Here is an 18794-nt window from a genome sequence, read left to right as displayed (position 1 = left end):
TTCACCTGTGCTTACTCGCCAATCGCCGCCAACTGGTCGGCCTGGTATTCGGCCAGCAACGGCTCGATCACCGCATCGACACCACCGGCAAGGATCTCATCCAGGGAATACAGGGTCAGGTTGACGCGATGGTCGGTGACCCGGCCCTGGGCGAAGTTGTAGGTACGGATCCGCTCGGAACGATCGCCCGAGCCCACCAGCAATTTGCGTTCGCTGGCGATGGCATTGGCGGCGGCGCTGGTCTGCTGGTCATTGAGCTTGGCCGACAACCAGGCCATGGCCCGCGCGCGGTTCTTGTGCTGGGAACGCTCTTCCTGGCACTCGACCACGATGCCCGAGGGCAAGTGCGTGATGCGGATCGCCGAGTCAGTCTTATTGACGTGCTGGCCGCCCGCGCCAGAGGAACGGTACGTGTCGACCCGCAGGTCCGCCGGGTTGATCTCGATGGCTTCCTGCTCGTCCGGCTCGGGCAATACCGCCACGGTGCAGGCCGAGGTGTGGATACGCCCCTGGGATTCGGTGGCCGGCACGCGTTGCACGCGGTGGGCGCCGGACTCGAACTTCAGCTTGCCGTAGACATTGTCGCCTTCGACCCGGGCGATGACTTCTTTATAACCGCCGTGTTCGCCTTCGTTCTCCGACAGGATCTCCACCCGCCAGCCGCGACGCTCGGCATAACGCGAATACATACGGAACAGGTCGCCGGAAAAAATCGCCGCCTCGTCGCCGCCGGTGCCGGCACGGATCTCAAGGAACACGTTGCGCCCGTCATTCGGATCCTTGGGCAGCAGCATGCGTTGCAGGTTGCTTTCCAGTTCGAGCAACTGTTCCTTGGCTTCGCGCACTTCCTCCACGGCCATTTCGCGCATGTCCGGGTCGCTGTCCTTGAGCAGCGCCTGGGCGCCTTCGAGGTCGCCCTGCACTTTAAGCAGCTGTTTATAGGTGGCGACAATCGGCTCGACTTCCGCGTATTCCTTGGAATAGGTACGGAATTTGTTCTGGTCGGCAATGACCTCGCCATCGCCCAGCAAGGCGGTCAGTTCTTCGAAACGGTCCTGGAGGATGTCCAGTTTGTTGAGCAGTGACGCTTTCATTGCGGTTTTTTATCCGAAAAGCTATCCGGTGAGCCCTCACCGAGGGCAAAGAGTTCCTGGGCCATGGCCAGCGCATCGAGGCGGCCCTCGGCGGTCAGCTTCTTGAGCTGGACACTGGGGGCGTGGAGCAACTTGTTGGTCAGGCCGCGGGCCAGTTGCACCAGCACCTCTTCGGCACTGCCGCCGTTGGCCAGCAGGCGCTGGGCCTTTTGCAGCTCCTCGTCACGCAGGCGTTCGCTCTGTTGACGATACGCCTTGAGCACATCCACCGCCGCCAGCTCGCGCAGGCGCACCATGAAATCCTCGGCGCCGACGCTGATCATCTCTTCCGCCGCCTGGGCCGCGCCCTGCCGGCTCTTGAGGTTCTCGGCCACTACCTCGTGCAGGTCGTCGACGCTATAGAGATAAACGTCGTCCAACTCGCCGACTTCCGGCTCGATGTCGCGGGGGACGGCAATGTCCACCATGAAAATCGGCTTGTGCTTGCGCAGCTTCAGGGCACTTTCCACGGCGCCCTTGCCGAGGATCGGCAACTGGCTGGCGGTGGAACTGATGACGATGTCGCTATGTACCAGCTCGGCGGGGATGTCCGACAGCAGCACCGCATGGGCACCGAACTGTTCGGCCAGGGTGCTGGCCCGCTCCAGAGTCCGGTTAGCGACGACAATGCGTTTCACACCCAGGTCGTGGAGGTGGCGAGCGACCAGGGTGATGGTCTCGCCGGCGCCGATCAACAGCGCCTGGCTGCGTTGCAAATCACTGAAAATCTGTTTCGCCAGGCTGACGGCGGCGAACGCCACGGACACCGGGTTCTCGCCAATGGCGGTGTCGGTGCGCACCTGCTTGGCGGCATTGAATGTGGCCTGGAACAAGCGCCCCAGCAGCGGGCCGACGGTGCCGGCCTCGCGGGCCACGGCGTAGGCCGACTTCATCTGGCCGAGAATCTGCGGCTCGCCCAGCACCAGCGAATCGAGCCCCGAGGCGACGCGCATCATGTGACGAACGGCCGCATCGTCTTCGTGCACATAGGCACTGGCGTGCAGCTCTTCAAGGCTCAAGTTGTGATATTCGGCCAGCCAGCGCAGCACTGAATCGGCCGAAACGTGATCCTGTTCTATATAAAGCTCACTGCGATTGCAGGTGGAGAGGATCGCAGCTTCGCGGCTGTCGGTGAGTCGGCAGAGCTGCTGCAGGGCCTCAACCAGCTGCTCAGGCGTAAAGGCCACGCGCTCGCGGACGTCTACTGAAGCAGTCTTGTGGTTAATACCAAGTGCAAGGAAGGCCATTCAAGGTCGCTGATGGTGACGTGAAGCCGGCAATTGTCCTACTTCGTCAGATTCAGAACAACCACTCGATCTCTATCGCCTCTGCCCGGGTGGTAAATCGACGGGGCGGTTATGTTTGACTCAAGGCTTGTGTCATGATGATCCGACCGCAGGTTAGTCGTCCTCTTCCTATATGAATAGATCTTCCGCGTTGCTCCTCGCCCTTGCCGTGCTCAGCGGCTGCCAGTCCATGGCCCCCGTTTCGACGGACGGTACGCCGCCAGTCGAAGACAGCGTGCAGGCCCCTGAAAAACCCAAGGTCTATGGCTCGTTCAGCGAAGAAACCATCTTCAGCCTGTTGAGCGCCGAACTGGCCGGCCAACGCAATCGCTTCGACATTGCGCTGGACAACTACGTGACCCAGGCCATCAACACCCAGGACCCGGGCATCTCCGAGCGGGCATTTCGCATCGCCGAATACCTGGGCGCCGACCAGCCTGCGCTGGATACCGCGCTGATCTGGGCCAGGAATGCCCCCGATGACCTGGAAGCGCAGCGCGCCGCCGCTGTGCAACTGGCCCGGGCCGGACGCTACGACGACTCCATGGTGTATATGGAGAAAGTCCTGCTGGGCAAGGGCGACACCCATTTCGATTTCCTGGCGCTGTCCGCCGCCGATACCGACCAGGAAACCCGCAACGGCCTGATGAAAAGCTTCGATCGCCTGTTGCAGCGCCACCCGAACAACGGCCAGCTGATTTTCGGCAAGGCCCTGCTGCTGCAACAGGATGGCGACACCCAGGGCGCCCTCACCCTGCTGGAAGACAACCCGCCGGAAGCCGGCGAAGTGGCGCCGATCCTGCTGCGTGCCCGCCTGCTGCAAGGCTTGAACCGTGGCGACGAAGCGCTGCCGTTGCTGGAAAAAAGCATCAAGAAATACCCGGACGACAAACGCCTGCGCCTCACCTACGCCCGCATGCTGGTGGAAAACAACCGCATGGACGATGCCAAGGTGGAGTTCTCCAGCTTGGTCCAGCAATACCCGGAAGACGACGAGTTGCGTTATTCCCTGGCACTGGTCTGCCTGGAAGCCAAGGCCTGGGAAGAGGCCAAGGGTTACCTGGAAGACCTGATCGCCCGGGAAAGCCACGTCGACTCGGCCCATCTGAACCTGGGTCGCATCGCCGAGGAACGCAACGACCCCGAGAGCGCACTGATCGAGTACGCCCAAGTTGGCCCGGGCAACGACTATCTGCCGGCGCAACTGCGCCAGGCCGATATCCTGATCAGCAATGGCAAGACCGCCGATGCCCAGAGCCGCCTCGCCGTACAACGCGACTCCCAGCCGGACTACGGCATCCAGTTGTACCTGATCGAAGCCGAAACCCTGTCGGCCAACAATCAGGGCGACAAGGCCTGGAACGTACTGCAGCAAGCCTTGAAGCAGTACCCGGACGATCTGAACCTGTTGTATACCCGCGCCATGCTGGCGGAAAAACGCAATGACCTGGCCCAGATGGAAAAAGACCTGCGCCTGATCATCCAGCGTGACCCGGACAACGCCATGGCCCTCAATGCCCTGGGTTACACCTTGTCGGATCGCACCACCCGCTACGACGAAGCCAAGCTGCTGATCGAACAGGCCCACCAGATCAATCCGGAAGACCCGGCGGTACTCGACAGCCTTGGCTGGGTGAATTTCCGCCTGGGCAATCTCGACGAAGCCGAACGCCTGTTGCGCCAGGCCTTGGAGCGCTTTCCCGACCAGGAAGTCGCCGCTCACCTGGGCGAGGTCCTGTGGGCCAACGGCAAACAACGCGAAGCGCGGCAAATCTGGAGCCGATTCCTTAAGGAACAGCCTGACAGCGCCATCTTGCGCAGCACCATCAAACGCCTGACCGGATCCGAGACTCTTTAAGATTATGTTTTTGCGCCATCTCATCGTTTTCAGCTTCATTGCCCTGCTCGCCGGTTGCGCGGGCTTCGGCGCCCGTGAATCCGTCCAGGGCCAGGGCAACCAGGCCCAGTGGCGCGAGCACAAGCAACAACTGAGCGGCCTCGACGGCTGGCAGATCGACGGCAAGATCGGCATCCGCGCCCCGAAAGACTCGGGCAGTGGCACGCTGTTCTGGCTGCAACGCCAGGACTACTACGACATTCGCCTGTCCGGCCCACTGGGTCGCGGTGCGGCCCGCCTGACCGGCCGGCCAGGCCAGGTTTCACTGGAAGTCGCCAACCAGGGACGCTACGAGGCCCCGACCCCCGAAGCGCTGCTGGAAGAACAACTGGGCTGGAAACTGCCGGTCTCCCACCTGACCTGGTGGGTTCGCGGGCTGCCGGCGCCGGACAGTAAAAGCCGCCTGACCCTCGATGCCGACAGTCGTTTGTCCAACCTGGAACAGGACGACTGGCAGATCGAATACCTCAGCTATGCCCAGCAGAACGGCTACTGGCTGCCCGAACGCATCAAGTTGCACGGCAGTAACCTCGACGTCACGCTGGTGATCAAGCAATGGCAGCCGCGCAAGCTGGGGCAATGACATGACCGCTGCACGCCTGACCCTGCCCTCCCCGGCCAAGCTCAACCTGATGCTGCACATCCTCGGCCGTCGTCAGGACGGCTATCACGAGTTGCAGACGATTTTTCAGTTCCTGGACTACGGCGACGAAATCACCTTTGCCGTGCGCGACGACGGCGTGATTCGCCTGCACACCGAATTCGAAGGCGTCCCCCACGACAGCAACCTGATCGTCAAGGCCGCGAAACAACTCCAGGCGCAATCCGGTTGTGCCCTGGGCATCGATATCTGGATCGAAAAAATCCTGCCCATGGGCGGCGGCATCGGTGGCGGCAGCTCGAATGCGGCGACGACTTTATTGGGCCTCAATCATTTGTGGCAGCTGGGCTGGGACATCGATCGCCTGGCCGCCCTGGGCCTGACGCTGGGCGCCGACGTGCCGGTTTTCGTGCGTGGCCACGCCGCTTTTGCCGAGGGCGTTGGGGAAAAACTCACCCCGGTGGACCCCGAGGAACCCTGGTACTTGGTGCTGGTGCCGCAAGTATCTGTAAGTACAGCAGAAATTTTTTCAGATCCGCTGTTGACACGTAACTCTCCTCCCATTAAAGTGCGCCCCGTTCCCAAGGGAAACAGTCGAAATGACTGCTTACCGGTGGTAGCAAGGCGTTATCCAGATGTTCGTAACGCTTTGAATTTGTTAGGTAAATTTACCGAAGCAAAACTCACCGGAACTGGAAGTTGTGTGTTTGGGGGCTTCCCAAGCAAAGCTGAAGCTGATAAAGTCTCGGCCCTTCTGACAGAGACCCTTACAGGGTTTGTAGCAAAAGGAAGCAACGTTTCGATGTTGCATCGCAAGCTGCAAGGCCTGATCTAAAAGGAATCGAGTGCTGGGCACTCGCAGCAACAGATACAGGGGCGTCGCCAAGCGGTAAGGCAGCAGGTTTTGATCCTGCCATGCGTTGGTTCGAATCCAGCCGCCCCTGCCATTTTCCTATACTCATCCAGGTATACCCTCAGCCTTCAGGTACTGCGCGTGTCCAAGATGATGGTCTTTACGGGGAACGCCAACCCCGATCTGGCTCGGCGTGTCGTACGTCAGCTGCATATCCCTCTCGGTGACATTTCTGTCGGTAAGTTCTCCGACGGCGAAATCACTGCCGAGATCAATGAAAACGTTCGCGGTAAAGACGTCTTCATTATTCAGCCGACTTGCGCTCCGACCAACGATAACCTGATGGAACTCGTCGTGATGGCTGATGCCTTCCGCCGTTCCTCGGCTACTCGTATCACTGCTGTTATTCCTTACTTTGGTTATGCCCGTCAGGATCGCCGTCCGCGTTCCGCACGTGTGGCGATCAGCGCGAAAGTCGTGGCTGATATGCTCACCGTAGTCGGCATCGACCGTGTCCTCACGGTTGATCTGCATGCTGACCAGATTCAGGGTTTCTTCGATATTCCCGTAGATAACATCTACGGCTCCCCGGTCCTGGTGGATGATATTGAAGATCAGCGCTTCGAAAACCTGATGATCGTGTCCCCGGACATTGGCGGCGTCGTGCGTGCACGGGCTGTTGCCAAATCCCTGGGCGTGGATCTGGGTATCATCGACAAACGCCGTGAGAAAGCCAATCACTCCGAAGTGATGCATATCATCGGCGACGTCGAAGGGCGCACCTGTATCCTGGTCGATGACATGGTCGATACCGCCGGCACCTTGTGCCACGCGGCCAAGGCCCTGAAAGAGCATGGCGCTGCCAAGGTCTTTGCCTACTGCACACACCCTGTGCTGTCGGGTCGGGCGATCGAGAACATTGAAAATTCCGTGCTGGACGAGCTGGTGGTGACCAACACCATCCCGCTGTCCGCTGCAGCACAAGCCTGTGCGCGTATCCGTCAACTGGATATCGCACCGGTGGTTGCCGAAGCGGTTCGCCGCATCAGCAATGAAGAATCGATCAGCGCGATGTTCCGTTAAGGGCCCTACCCTTTTCAGGACATCTCGTTGACGAAAAGCGCCCCGCCCCAACACTCATGTTGGGGCGGGGCTTTTTTGCCCATACCGCTTTGGCGTCGGTCGCAGACGTCATGCGGAAATGGCTATTTTGGAGATACAACATGAACGATTTTACTCTGAATGCTGAAGTGCGTTCCGACCTGGGGAAAGGTGCGAGCCGCCGCCTGCGTCGTCTCGCAAGCCTGGTTCCAGCTGTAGTCTACGGTGGCGACAAAGCCCCTGAGTCCATCAGCATGCTGGCCAAAGAAGTTGCCAAACTGCTCGAAAACGAAGCGGCCTACAGCCACATCATCGAGCTGAACGTTGGCGGCACCAAGCAAAACGTCGTGATCAAAGCCCTGCAGCGTCACCCGGCCAAAGGCCACGTGATGCACGCTGACTTCGTCCGCGTTGTTGCCGGCCAGAAGCTGACTGCTGTTGTTCCAGTGCACTTCATCAATGAAGCTGCTCCGGTCAAGAAAGGCGGCGAAATCTCGCACGTGACTTCCGAGCTGGAAGTGTCCTGCCTGCCGAAAGACCTGCCTGAATTCATCGAAGTCGACCTGGCTGACGCCGAAGTCGGCACGATCATTCACCTGTCCGACCTCAAGGCTCCTAAAGGCGTTGAGTTTGTTGCTCTGGCACACGGCGATGACAAGGCTGTTGCCAACGTCCACGCTCCACGTGTTGCTCCAGAAGCCACTGAAGAAGGCGCTGCAGAGTAATTTCACTCTGTCGCCGGAGTGACCGGAAACATCGCGGACTGGAACGTAGCGAGACAGCGGGCGAGAACGCGAAGTTTACTTAACGGTGAATCCGCCATTATCGTCCACTGTCGCAACACCGCCTGATTGCGACATCGTTATCCACACTCCAGGAAGGGCCCCTATCGTGACTGCCATTAAACTGATCGTTGGCCTGGGAAATCCAGGCGCTGAATACGAACAGACCCGGCATAACGCAGGGGCCCTTTTTGTTGAGCGCATCGCGCACGCACAAGGCGTCAGCCTGGCAGCCGATCGCAAGTATTTCGGCCTGACCGGGCGCTTCTCGCACCAAGGTCAGGATGTTCGCCTGTTGATTCCCACCACCTACATGAACCGCAGCGGCCAGGCCGTGGCGGCATTGGCCGGTTTCTTTCGCATCACGCCTGAAGAAATCCTGGTGGCCCACGACGAACTCGACCTGCCTCCGGGCGTTGCCAAGCTCAAGCAGGGCGGCGGCCATGGCGGTCACAACGGGTTACGCGACATCATCGCGCAACTGGGTAATCAGAATACCTTTCACCGCCTGCGGCTCGGCATCGGCCACCCAGGCGTTGCCAGTATGGTTTCAAACTTTGTCCTGGGTCGTGCGCCTCGCGCCGAACAGGAAAAACTCGATGCCAGCATCGACTTTGCCCTCGGCGTGCTGCCGGATATCCTCGCCGGTGAATGGAACCGCGCGATGAAAAACCTGCACAGCCAGAAGGCCTGACACTTATCCGAGGGGAAACACCATGGGATTCAATTGCGGCATCGTCGGCCTGCCTAACGTCGGCAAGTCCACCCTGTTCAACGCCCTGACCAAATCCGGTATCGCGGCCGAGAACTTCCCCTTCTGCACCATCGAGCCGAACAGCGGCATCGTGCCGATGCCCGATCCGCGCCTGGAAGCCTTGGCCGCTATCGTCAACCCCAAGCGCATCCTGCCGACCACCATGGAATTCGTCGACATCGCAGGCCTGGTGGCTGGCGCGTCGAAAGGCGAAGGCCTGGGTAACAAGTTTTTGGCCAACATCCGTGAGACCGATGCCATCGCCCACGTGGTGCGCTGCTTCGAAGACGAGAACGTGATTCACGTTTCCAACAGCGTCGACCCGAAACGCGACATCGAGATCATCGACCTGGAACTGATTTTCGCCGACCTCGACAGCTGCGAAAAACAACTGCAGAAAGTTGCCCGCAACGCCAAGGGTGGCGACAAGGACGCGGTCGTCCAGAAGGGCCTGCTGGAGCAGTTGATCGCCCACTTTACCGAAGGCAAGCCTGCGCGCAGCCTGATGAAGAACATGAGCACCGACGAGAAGCTGGTGATCAAGGGCTTCCACCTGCTGACCACCAAGCCGGTCATGTACATCGCCAACGTCGCTGAAGACGGTTTCGAGAACAACCCGCACCTGGACGTGGTCAAGGCCATCGCCGAAGAAGAAGGTGCCATGGTCGTTCCGGTCTGCAACAAGATCGAAGCGGAAATCGCCGAACTGGACGACGGTGAAGAGAAAGACATGTTCCTCGAGGCCCTGGGCCTGGAAGAACCTGGCCTGAACCGCGTGATCCGCGCCGGCTACGAGATGCTCCACCTGCAGACCTACTTCACTGCCGGTGTCGAAGAAGTCCGCGCCTGGACCGTCCGCGTGGGTGCCACCGCACCGCAAGCCGCCGGTGTGATCCACACTGACTTCGAAAAAGGCTTTATTCGTGCCGAAGTCATCGCCTATTCGGATTTCATTCAGTACAAGGGCGAAGCGGGCGCCAAGGAAGCGGGTAAATGGCGTCTGGAAGGCAAGGAATACATCGTCAAGGATGGTGATGTGATGCACTTCCGCTTCAACGTCTGAGTTGCACAGGGCGTTGAGGGTGGTTGCTTAAACGGTGTGTATATCCGTTATTTAGGTAACGGCGACTTAGGGTTTCGCCCTTACGGCGAGTCACTTTCGAAAAGCCCGGAAGCCGGCCCTGTCGAAATTAACCAAAGCGCTTTTGCCCCACCACTCGATGCCTCACTTAGGCTCGGCATGCCTGAACGAAGGCATTCCGCCGCGAGGCGGCCTGATAGCCGACCTGGTTCTCGATGAGGCCGCGTTTCCCCTGTGGGAGCGGGCTTGCTCGCGAAGGCGGTGGGTCAGTTTACGGTGATGTTGGATGTGCCGGCCTCTTCGCGAGCAAGCTCGCTCCCACAGGGGATCTTGGTGTTCATCAGTTTTGTGTTCACCGCAGGCCCATTGTGGGAGCGGGCTTGCTCGCGAAGGCGGTGGGTCAGTTTGCGGTGATGTTGGATGTGCCGGCCTCTTCGCGAGCAAGCTCGCTCCCACAGGGGATCTTGGTGTTCATCAGTCTTGTGTTCACCGCAGGCCCATTGTGGGAGCGAGCTTGCTCGCGATAGCGGTGGCTCAGCCACATAGATGCTGACATGTGCCCCGCTCCTGCTCTTGCTTTGGATCTTGATCTTGATCTGGGCGCCCTGTTAAACCACGCTGGCCGAACGCAGGCATTGCGCAGTGGGCATGCCGGGATAGCCGCGCTGGGCCATGGATGGCCCTTCGCGGCGGCCCACGGAGCAATGCCGGAGTGAGGGCATGCCGAGCCTAAGCGAGGTGCCGAGTGGTGGGGCAAGAGCGTTTTGGTTACTTTTGCGCTCTTCAAAAGTGACCCGCTGTAAGAGCGGAACCCTAAGTAGCCGTTACCTAAATAACGGATATACACACAAACCCAAAAACGTATCCAAGGCCCTCATAAGATCAACAACACGCAAAAAAACTATAAAAAATCATCGACTTCTTGAAATCACACCACTCATATACTGATTCAAATCGCGAAAGTCCTTAACCCCCCAAGAAAACGGCGCTAACTTCACCCCATTCTCTTTCAAAGTCCTGGGAATCAAGTCCCCATTGGGACGAAGTATTACCGACGACACAATAACCCCCGGATAAACCCTCAGACGCTCCTTGAAAGCCGCAGTCGTAAGATCAGGCGTAGGAGGATTGCTTTTATGAGCCAATGGCCCTGTCCCTTTGAGGTCCACTCCATGGCACATGACACATCGCTGCAAATAGATACTTTTCCCATTGGCATTATCCGCAAAGGCCAATGACGTTTGAATGAGCGACAAAATCCCCAGCGAAGCAATGACTAACACTCTCACTATTCATGCAGCCTTGTTGTATAAATCAGGTCGGCGCTATTGCTGCGGGAGCAAGCTCGCTCCCACACCTCACTAGAACAGATAACCCATATAGATCGCCGCACCACCACCAGCCTGCAAACCAGCGTTCACACCCGCCATGACCACCGCGCCCTTGGCCGAGCGCGCCAGTTGCCGGTTGACCGTGCTCGAAGCGATGAGCGAAGTTGCCGGGTTGGAGCTCAGGGCCACCGACAACGCCAGCAACTTGGGATCGAGCCCGAACAGCAGGGCCGTGGCCGAGCCGCCGACCACCAGGCCCACGCCCACTTCGGTATACATGCATGGGCCGGTGATGTCGTCGCTGGTCAGGTCGCGATTGACCAAGGCATCGCTGACAAACACCTTGCCGGTGCTGGGAAACGCCTCTGCAGCACCGGCGCCAGCCACGCTCTTGCCCTTGATCTGGATATTGATCTTGCCGAAGCGCGGCAGCCGTGCACCAAACCCGACACCCACGCCGACACCACCATAGCGGTAGCTGACGTCCTCGCCCTGGGGCGAGCGCAGGATAATCGAGCCGCCGCTGCCCGCCACCATGACCACGGTCAGGCCACCGCCGCTGGCGGTTTGGTACAACCAGCGACTTTCATTGACCGGGAGAGGGATGTTGTAGCTCATACGTTCAAAGTCCTTTATGTGAATGAGCCGCACCGCGGCCGCGTTGACGGAAGGCTTTTAGCAGGCCGACAAGGGTGAACACCAAACCGATGAACCCTAGCACCCCGGAGGTGCCCCACAGTGCGGCCGGGGCATCGACGATGGCGCTGCCAGCCGGCTGCTCGGGCAGGTAATGCACCCGCACCGGTTGATCTTTCTGATAGCCGAAGATAAAGCCGCCCTGGGGGTAGGAAACTTTTTCACCGCTGGCGGTGGTGAAGGCGATTTCAGGATGGGAACCGCCGGCATTCAAATGGCTGACAATGCCATCGGCGGTCTGTGCCCGGGCGAGGAAGTCGCGGCGGTCGAGGGAGAGATTGACGGCAATGCCCAACAAGCCAATACCAATCAGGGCAAAAAGCAGGCCCAGCAGAATCGTCCCGATGCGTGACGGGGTGTCGTTAGCCATGGTGTGTCCCGGTATTCATCCATGAAAGAAGGCGATCAGGGTAACAAGAAATCCTGGCGATATCCTATCCCCTTACGTGGGTTGACTCACCAACGGCAACCTCACCACGAACTCGCTCCCTTGCCCATCCCCCGCACTCTTGCCGATCACCGTGCCACCGTGGCTTTCGGCCAACTCGCGCACCACCGTCAGGCCAATGCCCAGGCCCGCGCCATTGAACCCGATGGCGTGAACATCCTGCACAAAAGGCTCGAAGATGAACGGCAGTGCCTTGGGTGAGATACCTATGCCGGTATCGCGGATGCTTATTTCCACCGTGTCGTTTTGGGTGGTGACCGACAGTACGACGGTGCCACCTGCCGGGGTGTACTTGGCCGCGTTGCCCAGCAGATTGCCGAAAATCTGTGCAAGCCGCACCGGATCGCCGATCAACGACAAGGCACACTCGGGCAGTTTTGCAATGAAATGCAAGTCGCTGGAAATCATCACCGACTTACAGATATCCATAGCTTCATGAATGATCGGCAGCAGATCGATCCTGTGACAATCGAGACGAAGCTTGCCGGTCTTGACGCGAGAAACGTCAAGCAAGTCTTCGACTAAACGGGACATATGCTGCACCTGGCCTTCGATCAGCTTCTGCATGCGCGGCAGCTCCTCGCTGGGCACCCGCGCCAGTCGGCCGGCAATCATGCTGATAGGGGTCAGCGGATTGCGCAGTTCATGGGCGACCAGGGCGAGAACGCTGCGTTGACGCTCCAGCGCGCGTTCGGCCGAGGTTCTCAGGTGTTGCGCACTGAGGGCGGCGATGACCAAGAGCTCATTGGCTTCGCGCATATCCAGGTACAACTGTTGTTCCACCGGCGTGGTTTTTGGCTTTTGCGCCTCGGACTGGGCCGACAGGATCGCCAGGACCAACTGTTGGTTGGCCTCGATCAAGTGCTCGATCTGTTGCTTATCGACGAGTTGAGCATTGGCGTCGCGCAGTTCCTTATGCAACGCCGCCAGCACCGCCCGCGCCTCGACGGTTTTCTGGCCGAGCAGGAACAGCTCACGAGCGACCGAAGTCATCGCTTGCTCATCCTTGCCGTTGGCCTCATCCATTATTCTGACTCATTCACTGTCTTTGACAGCGAGCTGCCGGGTAGGCCGGCCGCCGAGCAATCCCTCCTGGTCCGGCAACATTTCACCGATCTGCAAACCGCCGTCATCAATGCGATACAGGCGTAATTCATCGGAGTGGACGCTGGCCCGCACCTTGACCACCGCCATGATGCGCAATAAACGGCTCTGCACTTCAATGTAGCGCTGGACGATGATGGCGTCGGTGAGAAACGCCGTGCCGTAAGGACTGAAACGCAGGTCGGTGTAGCGGTCTTCCAGCTCCGAGGTCAGCAACACACTGACGCCAGCGCTGGTCAACGCCGTGACCATGCGCGACAGCGACTCGCGAAAGTCCTCGCGAAAGGTCGGCGCCAGCGCCAGTTCGAAGCCCGACAGCGAATCAATGACCACCCGGGTCGCTTTCAAGCGGGCGATCTCGCCCAGCAGCAGGTGCACGATTTCGTCGATGGACAGGTCCGGCGCCCGGCTATCCACCAGCCCGACTTTTCCACTTTGGATCAAGTTGGCGAGGGTGGCGTTCTGGGAATGATTGGGGCGCTGTTCGAACACCGCGATCACGCCGGTTTCACCGTTGCGCGCGCCTTCTTCGAGGAAGGAGGCCGCCAGAATGCTTTTGCCCGAACCGGACGGGCCCGCCACCAACAAGGAATAACCGCGCGGCAGGCCACCACCAAGCATTTCATCGAGCTGCGGCACGCCCATTGCCAGGCGATTGATGGGGAATTGCAAGGGTGCTTCGACCGGGTTGAGTGGCGCCGGGGCAAAGACCTTGATCCCCGACGAGGCGATACGGAAGGTATGCAGACCCGGCAGCGTCGGCTGGCCGCGCATCTTCATGATCTCCATCTTGCGCACCATGGAATTGCGCTGGACGCTCTGACGCAGCCAGATCAGTCCATCGGCCACGGTGAAAATCGGGTTGGTATCGGTTTCGGTGAAATACTCGCCGATCAGGAAAGTCGTGGCCTGCCAGGTGGTCATCAACATGCCCAGTTGCTGGACGAACTGTGGCAGGTTGTTATTCGGGTTGTCCTGGGTCTGGCTGGCCAGCACCACCGAACGGAACGAGTCAACGAACACCAGTGCCGGGGAGTGAGCCTCCACCTCGCTGACAATGCGCCGCAGCACTTCGTCCAGGTTCCCGGCCAGGGTGTCGTCAGCCAGATTGACGTAGCGGATCGATTGATTGATCGCTTCGCTGTCGAAAAAATCGAACTGCTGCTGATAACGCAGCATCTTCAACGGCGGCTCGCCCAGCACGGTAAAGAACAGCGCGGGGCGCTCGGGGGTCGCCAGGGCAAACATCATCTGGTGTGCGAGGGTGGTCTTGCCGCAACCCGGCGGGCCAGCGATCAGGTTGAACGAAAACTCCGGCAACCCTCCGCCCAAGACTTCGTCCAGCCCAGGCACGCCGGTGGCCAAGCGGTTGATAGTCACTTTGGTGCTCATGGCGAATTTTCCTGCGAAGGGGTGTCGCTCAAGGAAGGTTCCCACACGCCACGAAGCAAACGTGCGGTGAGCGAAGGCCCGATCAGCGTGGTCAGCAACTCGTAGAAGATGGTCAGCAACATTTCACCGAAAAACAGCGCATCGGCTTCACTTTGCTCAACGAGTACGGAGTTAAGGGCCGTCAGAACCAGGCCGGGCTGCACCCTGTCGCAGGTGCTGGTCAGGCGCGGATGAGTAGACCCGCACAAGTGCAGGCTGCGGCGATACAGTGCGGCAACCCCTTGTTGACCTATGACGGGCGTAAGGGCCGCTTCTATGTCCTGCAAAATTGAAATGATCGCGTGGGCGATCCTGACAGTGTCAGCGTTGGGACCAACGCGGTGCGTCAGAGAAGCTACGATCTGACGGCTCTCTTCGCTTAGCGTGGACATAGCTAACTGATATCCGATGGGCAGGTTTTGATACTACACCCTCACAGGTATTATCGAGCCACCATTGTATGAAGCAATGCAACTGTACGTATTCAGAAGCTGGATTGAATCCGTGACGAGGGGACTTGCTCCCTCGCCACAGTGACTCCAGGGGTGGAAAACCCACTAACCTCTTTTGACCTTGAAACGTCCCAACACGCGCTGCATCAGTGAGGCTCGCTCCGAAAGGTCCTTGGCCGCCACCGCGCACTCTTGTGAGTTGGACTGGTTTTTCTGCGTCACTTCATCGATCTGCTCCAAGCCGATGCTGGCCTGCTGCAAGCCTGACGCCTGCTCGCTGGAGGCCTGGTAGATCAGCGAAACCAGGTTGGAAACCGCGCTGGTGCCGGTGACGATGTTTTTCAGCGATTCGGCGGTCCGGCCGGCGATGATCATGCCGCGCTGCGTCTTGCTCGATGAATCGGCGATCAATGCCGCCGTCTGCTGGGCAGCCTCGGCGCTGCGGGCGGCCAGGCTGCGCACTTCGTCGGCGACGACGGCAAAACCGCGGCCAAGCTCACCCGCCCGGGCGGCTTCAATGGCCGCGTTCAGCGCCAACAGATTGGTTTGAGCGGCAATATTGTCGATGGTGGTGATGATCGCGGTGATGTCCTTGCCCGAGTTGTCGATTTCAGCCATCGCGGCAATCAGCTCGCTCATCAATTTGTCGCTCTCTCCCGCATCGGCCCGTGATGCCTGGGATTGCTCATCGGCTTTCTTGGCGTTGGCGGCGTTGTCCCGGGTCTGGGCAGCCATTTGTGTCATCACCGCGCTGATTTCGGTGATGGACGACGCGGAGTTCGACGCACCATCGGACAACGACTGGCTCAGATCGGTGACCTGCGCCGAGCTGCCGGTAATCTGGGTGGCGCTGGTCTGCACCTCGGAAATCAGCTGATTCAGGTTGCTGACCATCTTCTCCAGTGACTTGCCAAGGGTATCGTGGGGCGAAGACAACCGGACCTCCAGGTCCAGATCGCCTTCGGAAATACGCTCGGCCACTCGCACCTGGCGTTGCAGGCTTTCGGACATGTCGTTAAGCGCCACAGACAATTGCCCGACTTCATCCTCGGATTTCTGCACCAGGCGACGAGAAAAATCCCCCAGGCTGATGTTGGCGGCCAAGGCCGCGGCCTCGCGGATCGGCCCGACGATTTTCGCGGCGGCAAACCACAGGGCGGCCAGGGCCAACAGGGAAATGACCATCCCCACCGACACTTGCCAGATGCTGTTGCTGATACTGCGCGCCTGCAGCTCTTGCTCCAGGGCTATCGCCTGGCTCATGACCACGGCCTTGGGCAGACGAATCAGCACCGCCCAGGGCTTGCCTGTGCGACCCAGCGTAATGGGCATCAGCACTTCGATATGCTGGGTTTGTGGATTGAGCAGGCCATTGCCACGACCGCTCTGGATGTCGCGCAGCACGCTTTCCCAGGACTCAGGTAACAACGCCTTGATGGGCTGGCCAATCAAGTCAGTACGCTGGCTGTCCGCAACCACCAGGCCCTGGTTACTCAGGATCGTCACCGTGCCTTTGCCGCCGTAGAGCTCGGCAGACATCTGCTCGCTGAGCTTCTGGATAAAAGCGATGTCGAAGTCAGCACCGACCACACCGTAGAACTTGCCATTGGCGACGATCGGAACCGACAAAGTGGTCAGCCAAACGTTTTTACCCTGGACCACATAAGGAATGGGGTCCAGCACGCTTTCCTTCAGGGTGTCGCGCGGGCCGCTGTACCAGCCGCCTTTGGGCACACCGTTAGGGTGACGGTCCGGGGAGTCATACTCGACCAACGGCTGCACCGCGACATGGCCACCGGCGCTACGTGTCCAGTAAGGCGTGAAGCGCCCTGTCTGTGGATTGTTACCGTCCTGGGCATTGCGCAACGCCAGATCCTGTCCATCCAGCGCATCCGGTTCCCAACAGGAATAGGTGCCATTGAAATCAGGGTTGTCCTTGAGGACGCTGAGCAACACCGTATTGATCTGCTCCCTGCCCAATGCCAGGGGGCTTTGCGTGCTCTTGCTGGCGGCAAAGGTATTGGCCATGGTGCGGGCTGCATCCAGGGCATTCTGCAACTTGGCCTGGATGGCATTGGCCCGGGACTCGGCCAGGTTCTGAATTTCCCGGATCGTTGATTTTTCAACCAGCGCCGAGACTTCGGTGGCCACGTATTGCTCATTGGCCCGAGCGGTAAAGAGCCCGTAGATAATCAGGCTGACCGATGAAACAAACAGACAAACGCCTGCCGTGACACAAATGCGTGCCTGCAATGACTTGAACTTCATATCATCCCCTGCCTGATTCTATTTATTGCCAACGTTAAAGACGAAGGCCTCTAACTTGTGCGCGACGCGGCGAATAACAATCAATCACGGCTGTTTACGCGGCCCACGAGGCAATCGCCTTGAAAGGGCACGGCGATACAGCTGCTTTATAAGTATTTGAAACGTGGCAGGTGGGGCACAAAAAGCAGTAGAGGTATTCAAGTCAGGAACCGAAGGCCTTATGTCCAGGACAGTAAGGGCGATAGCTGGAAAGAATGCGAAGCCTGCTTGTCCAGTCACCACAAGGTCACCCTTGAATAATGCCGCAGAATCCATTCAGACCAATAACCACGACAGCAAATTAACACGACCGGGTTTTATACAAAATCAAACTTAGGCGTTATACAAAACAGTACTTTAGTCTTAATTCACCAAAGGCCCGACATCCAGGGTGAAAGTGCCCGCGCGCAAAGTATCACGCCGGGCTATTCGATCCTGAAAGAGGCTGGGGCGCGCCGTCGTGTTATCGGCTATAGGAGGGCATCGCCAATGGCACCGGCTGCGGGTTGGCGATGACCCAACGCACAGCCAATTCACAGAGACGCTCGGTCTGCTCGGCGTTATCGTTGCCATTGCGCAGAACGGCAGCCAGCGCCCGTGCTTCAGCGAGCTCGGCCGCAGGCAAGGGCACGGCGCTGCCCACATGGTCAACCAGAGCCGCCAACATCGCTTTGAAATCCGCGTCCCAGTTGGCCGAGCCGTTGTGGTGAATCTCTCGGGAAATACGGCCACTGATGCGGATCACCTCACCCTGCGCCGTCGCTGCGGCGCCAGAGGATGGCACCAGCAGCTCCCACAGTTGCTGATGCTGGTCACGCCAGTCACTGGCCGCTACGACGATAGCGGCCTGACCGTCGTGAACCTTGCGAGGGGCGACGGGAGTGACGTTGAAAAGACGATAAAGACTGGCCAGGGCAGCGTCCGTTGTCTCGAGGTAGTCCGGGTTGAAGGAGGCCCGGTGAAACTCGAACTCACGACCGATGCGCTGCACTTCAGCGAGCATGCGGTCATCGGCTTGCAGCCCTGCCGCCAGCAGCGTCTGGACGATTTCCGCGGTGGCCTCGATATCGGCATTGCGGGTAGTCGCCAGGGCAATATGCAACACACCCTGTCCCTGCCGACTCTTAGCATCGACATTGGCGCCACGGCGGATCAGGGCAGCAATGGCCTCGGCCTTGTGACTGTTGGCCGCGGCATGCAATGGCGTGTAGCCCTGGTAATCCTGCGCCTCGATATCGGCGCCCAAATCCAGCAGCAGATCGACACCACCGATCCAACTCGAACTGCGATGATGCAGGGGCGTTCGCTGGTAAGTGTCACGGGCATTGATATCGGCGCCCTGCTCCACCAGCCAGCGGGCCAGTTCGTCGGGACAGTTGTAGAAGCCCAGCGCGGTGCTCTTGCTGTAACCGCCGGTGGCTTCAAGCTCGCACCCATCGAACACGGCGACCAGCTCGGCAAACGAGGCCTGTTCCAGCAACTGACCGTAATCCTTCGGCAGTGTCTTGCGTTTACGTTTACCCATCGCGGCGGTCAC

General features: G+C 59.3%; 16 protein-coding genes, 1 tRNA gene and 2 pseudogenes. 8 read left to right on the top strand and 11 right to left on the bottom strand.

The genetic code is table 11. The annotated features are described in order from the left end of the window. Window positions 1-11: 11 nt before the first annotated feature. Both prfA and hemA read right to left on the bottom strand, forming a co-directional pair. A complete protein-coding gene (gene prfA / locus AB4N80_RS10295; RefSeq protein WP_060740653.1) occupies window positions 12-1094 on the bottom strand; it encodes a peptide chain release factor 1 in 1083 nt (360 codons plus the stop codon). Continuing rightward, window positions 1091-2380 (bottom strand): glutamyl-tRNA reductase, encoded by a 1290-nt coding sequence (gene hemA, locus AB4N80_RS10290; RefSeq protein WP_122564705.1) that lies wholly within the window; start codon window positions 2378-2380, stop codon window positions 1091-1093. Before hemA ends, prfA begins: the two co-directional genes overlap by 4 nt. 172 nt (window positions 2381-2552) lie before the next feature. Between hemA and AB4N80_RS10285 the strand changes: the two genes are divergently transcribed. The 8 genes from AB4N80_RS10285 (at window position 2553) to ychF (ending at window position 9470) form a co-directional block, all read left to right on the top strand. Continuing rightward, entirely contained in the window at window positions 2553-4277 is a 1725-nt protein-coding gene (locus tag AB4N80_RS10285) for a tetratricopeptide repeat protein (protein WP_122564706.1), read from the top strand. Between the two features lie 4 nt (window positions 4278-4281). Further along, window positions 4282-4899 (top strand): lipoprotein insertase outer membrane protein LolB, encoded by a 618-nt coding sequence (gene lolB, locus AB4N80_RS10280; RefSeq protein ID WP_003205525.1) that lies wholly within the window; start codon window positions 4282-4284, stop codon window positions 4897-4899. A 1-nt stretch (window position 4900) separates the two neighbouring features. Further along, entirely contained in the window at window positions 4901-5752 is an 852-nt protein-coding gene (gene ispE / locus AB4N80_RS10275; protein ID WP_460081835.1) for a 4-(cytidine 5'-diphospho)-2-C-methyl-D-erythritol kinase, read from the top strand. 37 nt (window positions 5753-5789) lie between these two features. Beyond that, window positions 5790-5864 (top strand) — tRNA-Gln (locus AB4N80_RS10270). A gap of 47 nt (window positions 5865-5911) precedes the next feature. Beyond that, complete coding sequence (locus AB4N80_RS10265) at window positions 5912-6853, top strand: ribose-phosphate pyrophosphokinase (RefSeq protein ID WP_003171603.1); 942 nt, start codon at window positions 5912-5914, stop codon at window positions 6851-6853. A gap of 140 nt (window positions 6854-6993) precedes the next feature. After that, entirely contained in the window at window positions 6994-7596 is a 603-nt protein-coding gene (locus tag AB4N80_RS10260; RefSeq protein WP_060740648.1) for a 50S ribosomal protein L25/general stress protein Ctc, read from the top strand. 166 nt (window positions 7597-7762) lie between these two features. Beyond that, window positions 7763-8347, top strand: coding sequence for an aminoacyl-tRNA hydrolase (gene pth, locus AB4N80_RS10255; RefSeq protein ID WP_122564708.1), 585 nt, complete (start codon window positions 7763-7765; stop codon window positions 8345-8347). A 22-nt stretch (window positions 8348-8369) separates the two neighbouring features. Further along, a complete protein-coding gene (ychF, locus tag AB4N80_RS10250) occupies window positions 8370-9470 on the top strand; it encodes a redox-regulated ATPase YchF (protein ID WP_060740647.1) in 1101 nt (366 codons plus the stop codon). A gap of 929 nt (window positions 9471-10399) precedes the next feature. Here the strand turns inward: ychF and AB4N80_RS10245 are convergent. The 9 genes and pseudogenes from AB4N80_RS10245 to AB4N80_RS10205 all read right to left on the bottom strand — a co-directional run bounded on the left by AB4N80_RS10245 (window position 10400) and on the right by AB4N80_RS10205 (window position 18782). After that, window positions 10400-10777: a c-type cytochrome gene (locus AB4N80_RS10245; protein WP_122564709.1), complete on the bottom strand. Its 378-nt coding sequence runs from the start codon at window positions 10775-10777 to the stop codon at window positions 10400-10402. A 72-nt stretch (window positions 10778-10849) separates the two neighbouring features. Further along, window positions 10850-11437 carry a hypothetical protein gene (locus AB4N80_RS10240; RefSeq protein WP_122564710.1) on the bottom strand — a complete coding sequence of 196 codons (588 nt, stop codon included), beginning with the start codon at window positions 11435-11437 and terminating at the stop codon, window positions 10850-10852. A 4-nt stretch (window positions 11438-11441) separates the two neighbouring features. Beyond that, the gene (locus AB4N80_RS10235; protein WP_122564711.1) at window positions 11442-11885 is read right to left on the bottom strand and encodes a DUF3592 domain-containing protein; all 444 of its coding nucleotides are present in this window, start codon (window positions 11883-11885) and stop codon (window positions 11442-11444) included. Window positions 11886-11957: 72 nt separating this feature from the next. Then, the gene (locus AB4N80_RS10230) at window positions 11958-12989 is read right to left on the bottom strand and encodes a sensor histidine kinase (protein WP_122564712.1); all 1032 of its coding nucleotides are present in this window, start codon (window positions 12987-12989) and stop codon (window positions 11958-11960) included. A gap of 9 nt (window positions 12990-12998) precedes the next feature. Next, a complete protein-coding gene (locus AB4N80_RS10225) occupies window positions 12999-14459 on the bottom strand; it encodes an ATPase domain-containing protein (RefSeq protein ID WP_122564713.1) in 1461 nt (486 codons plus the stop codon). Continuing rightward, window positions 14456-14890: a hypothetical protein gene (locus AB4N80_RS10220; RefSeq protein WP_240998387.1), complete on the bottom strand. Its 435-nt coding sequence runs from the start codon at window positions 14888-14890 to the stop codon at window positions 14456-14458. Before AB4N80_RS10220 ends, AB4N80_RS10225 begins: the two co-directional genes overlap by 4 nt. A 165-nt stretch (window positions 14891-15055) precedes the next feature. After that, window positions 15056-15574: pseudogene (locus AB4N80_RS10215) on the bottom strand (methyl-accepting chemotaxis protein); the annotation flags it as partial. Window positions 15575-16003: 429 nt separating this feature from the next. Further along, window positions 16004-16978 (bottom strand): annotated as a pseudogene (locus AB4N80_RS10210) (PDC sensor domain-containing protein); the annotation flags it as partial. Window positions 16979-17720: 742 nt separating this feature from the next. Beyond that, window positions 17721-18782 carry an ankyrin repeat domain-containing protein gene (locus AB4N80_RS10205; protein ID WP_460081830.1) on the bottom strand — a complete coding sequence of 354 codons (1062 nt, stop codon included), beginning with the start codon at window positions 18780-18782 and terminating at the stop codon, window positions 17721-17723. Window positions 18783-18794 lie beyond the last annotated feature (12 nt).

It is taken from the genome of Pseudomonas sp. H3_A02 (assembly GCF_054671965.1).
The sequence above is the reverse complement of the archived record's forward strand: the minus strand, read 5'-3'. Positions and strand labels throughout refer to the sequence as shown.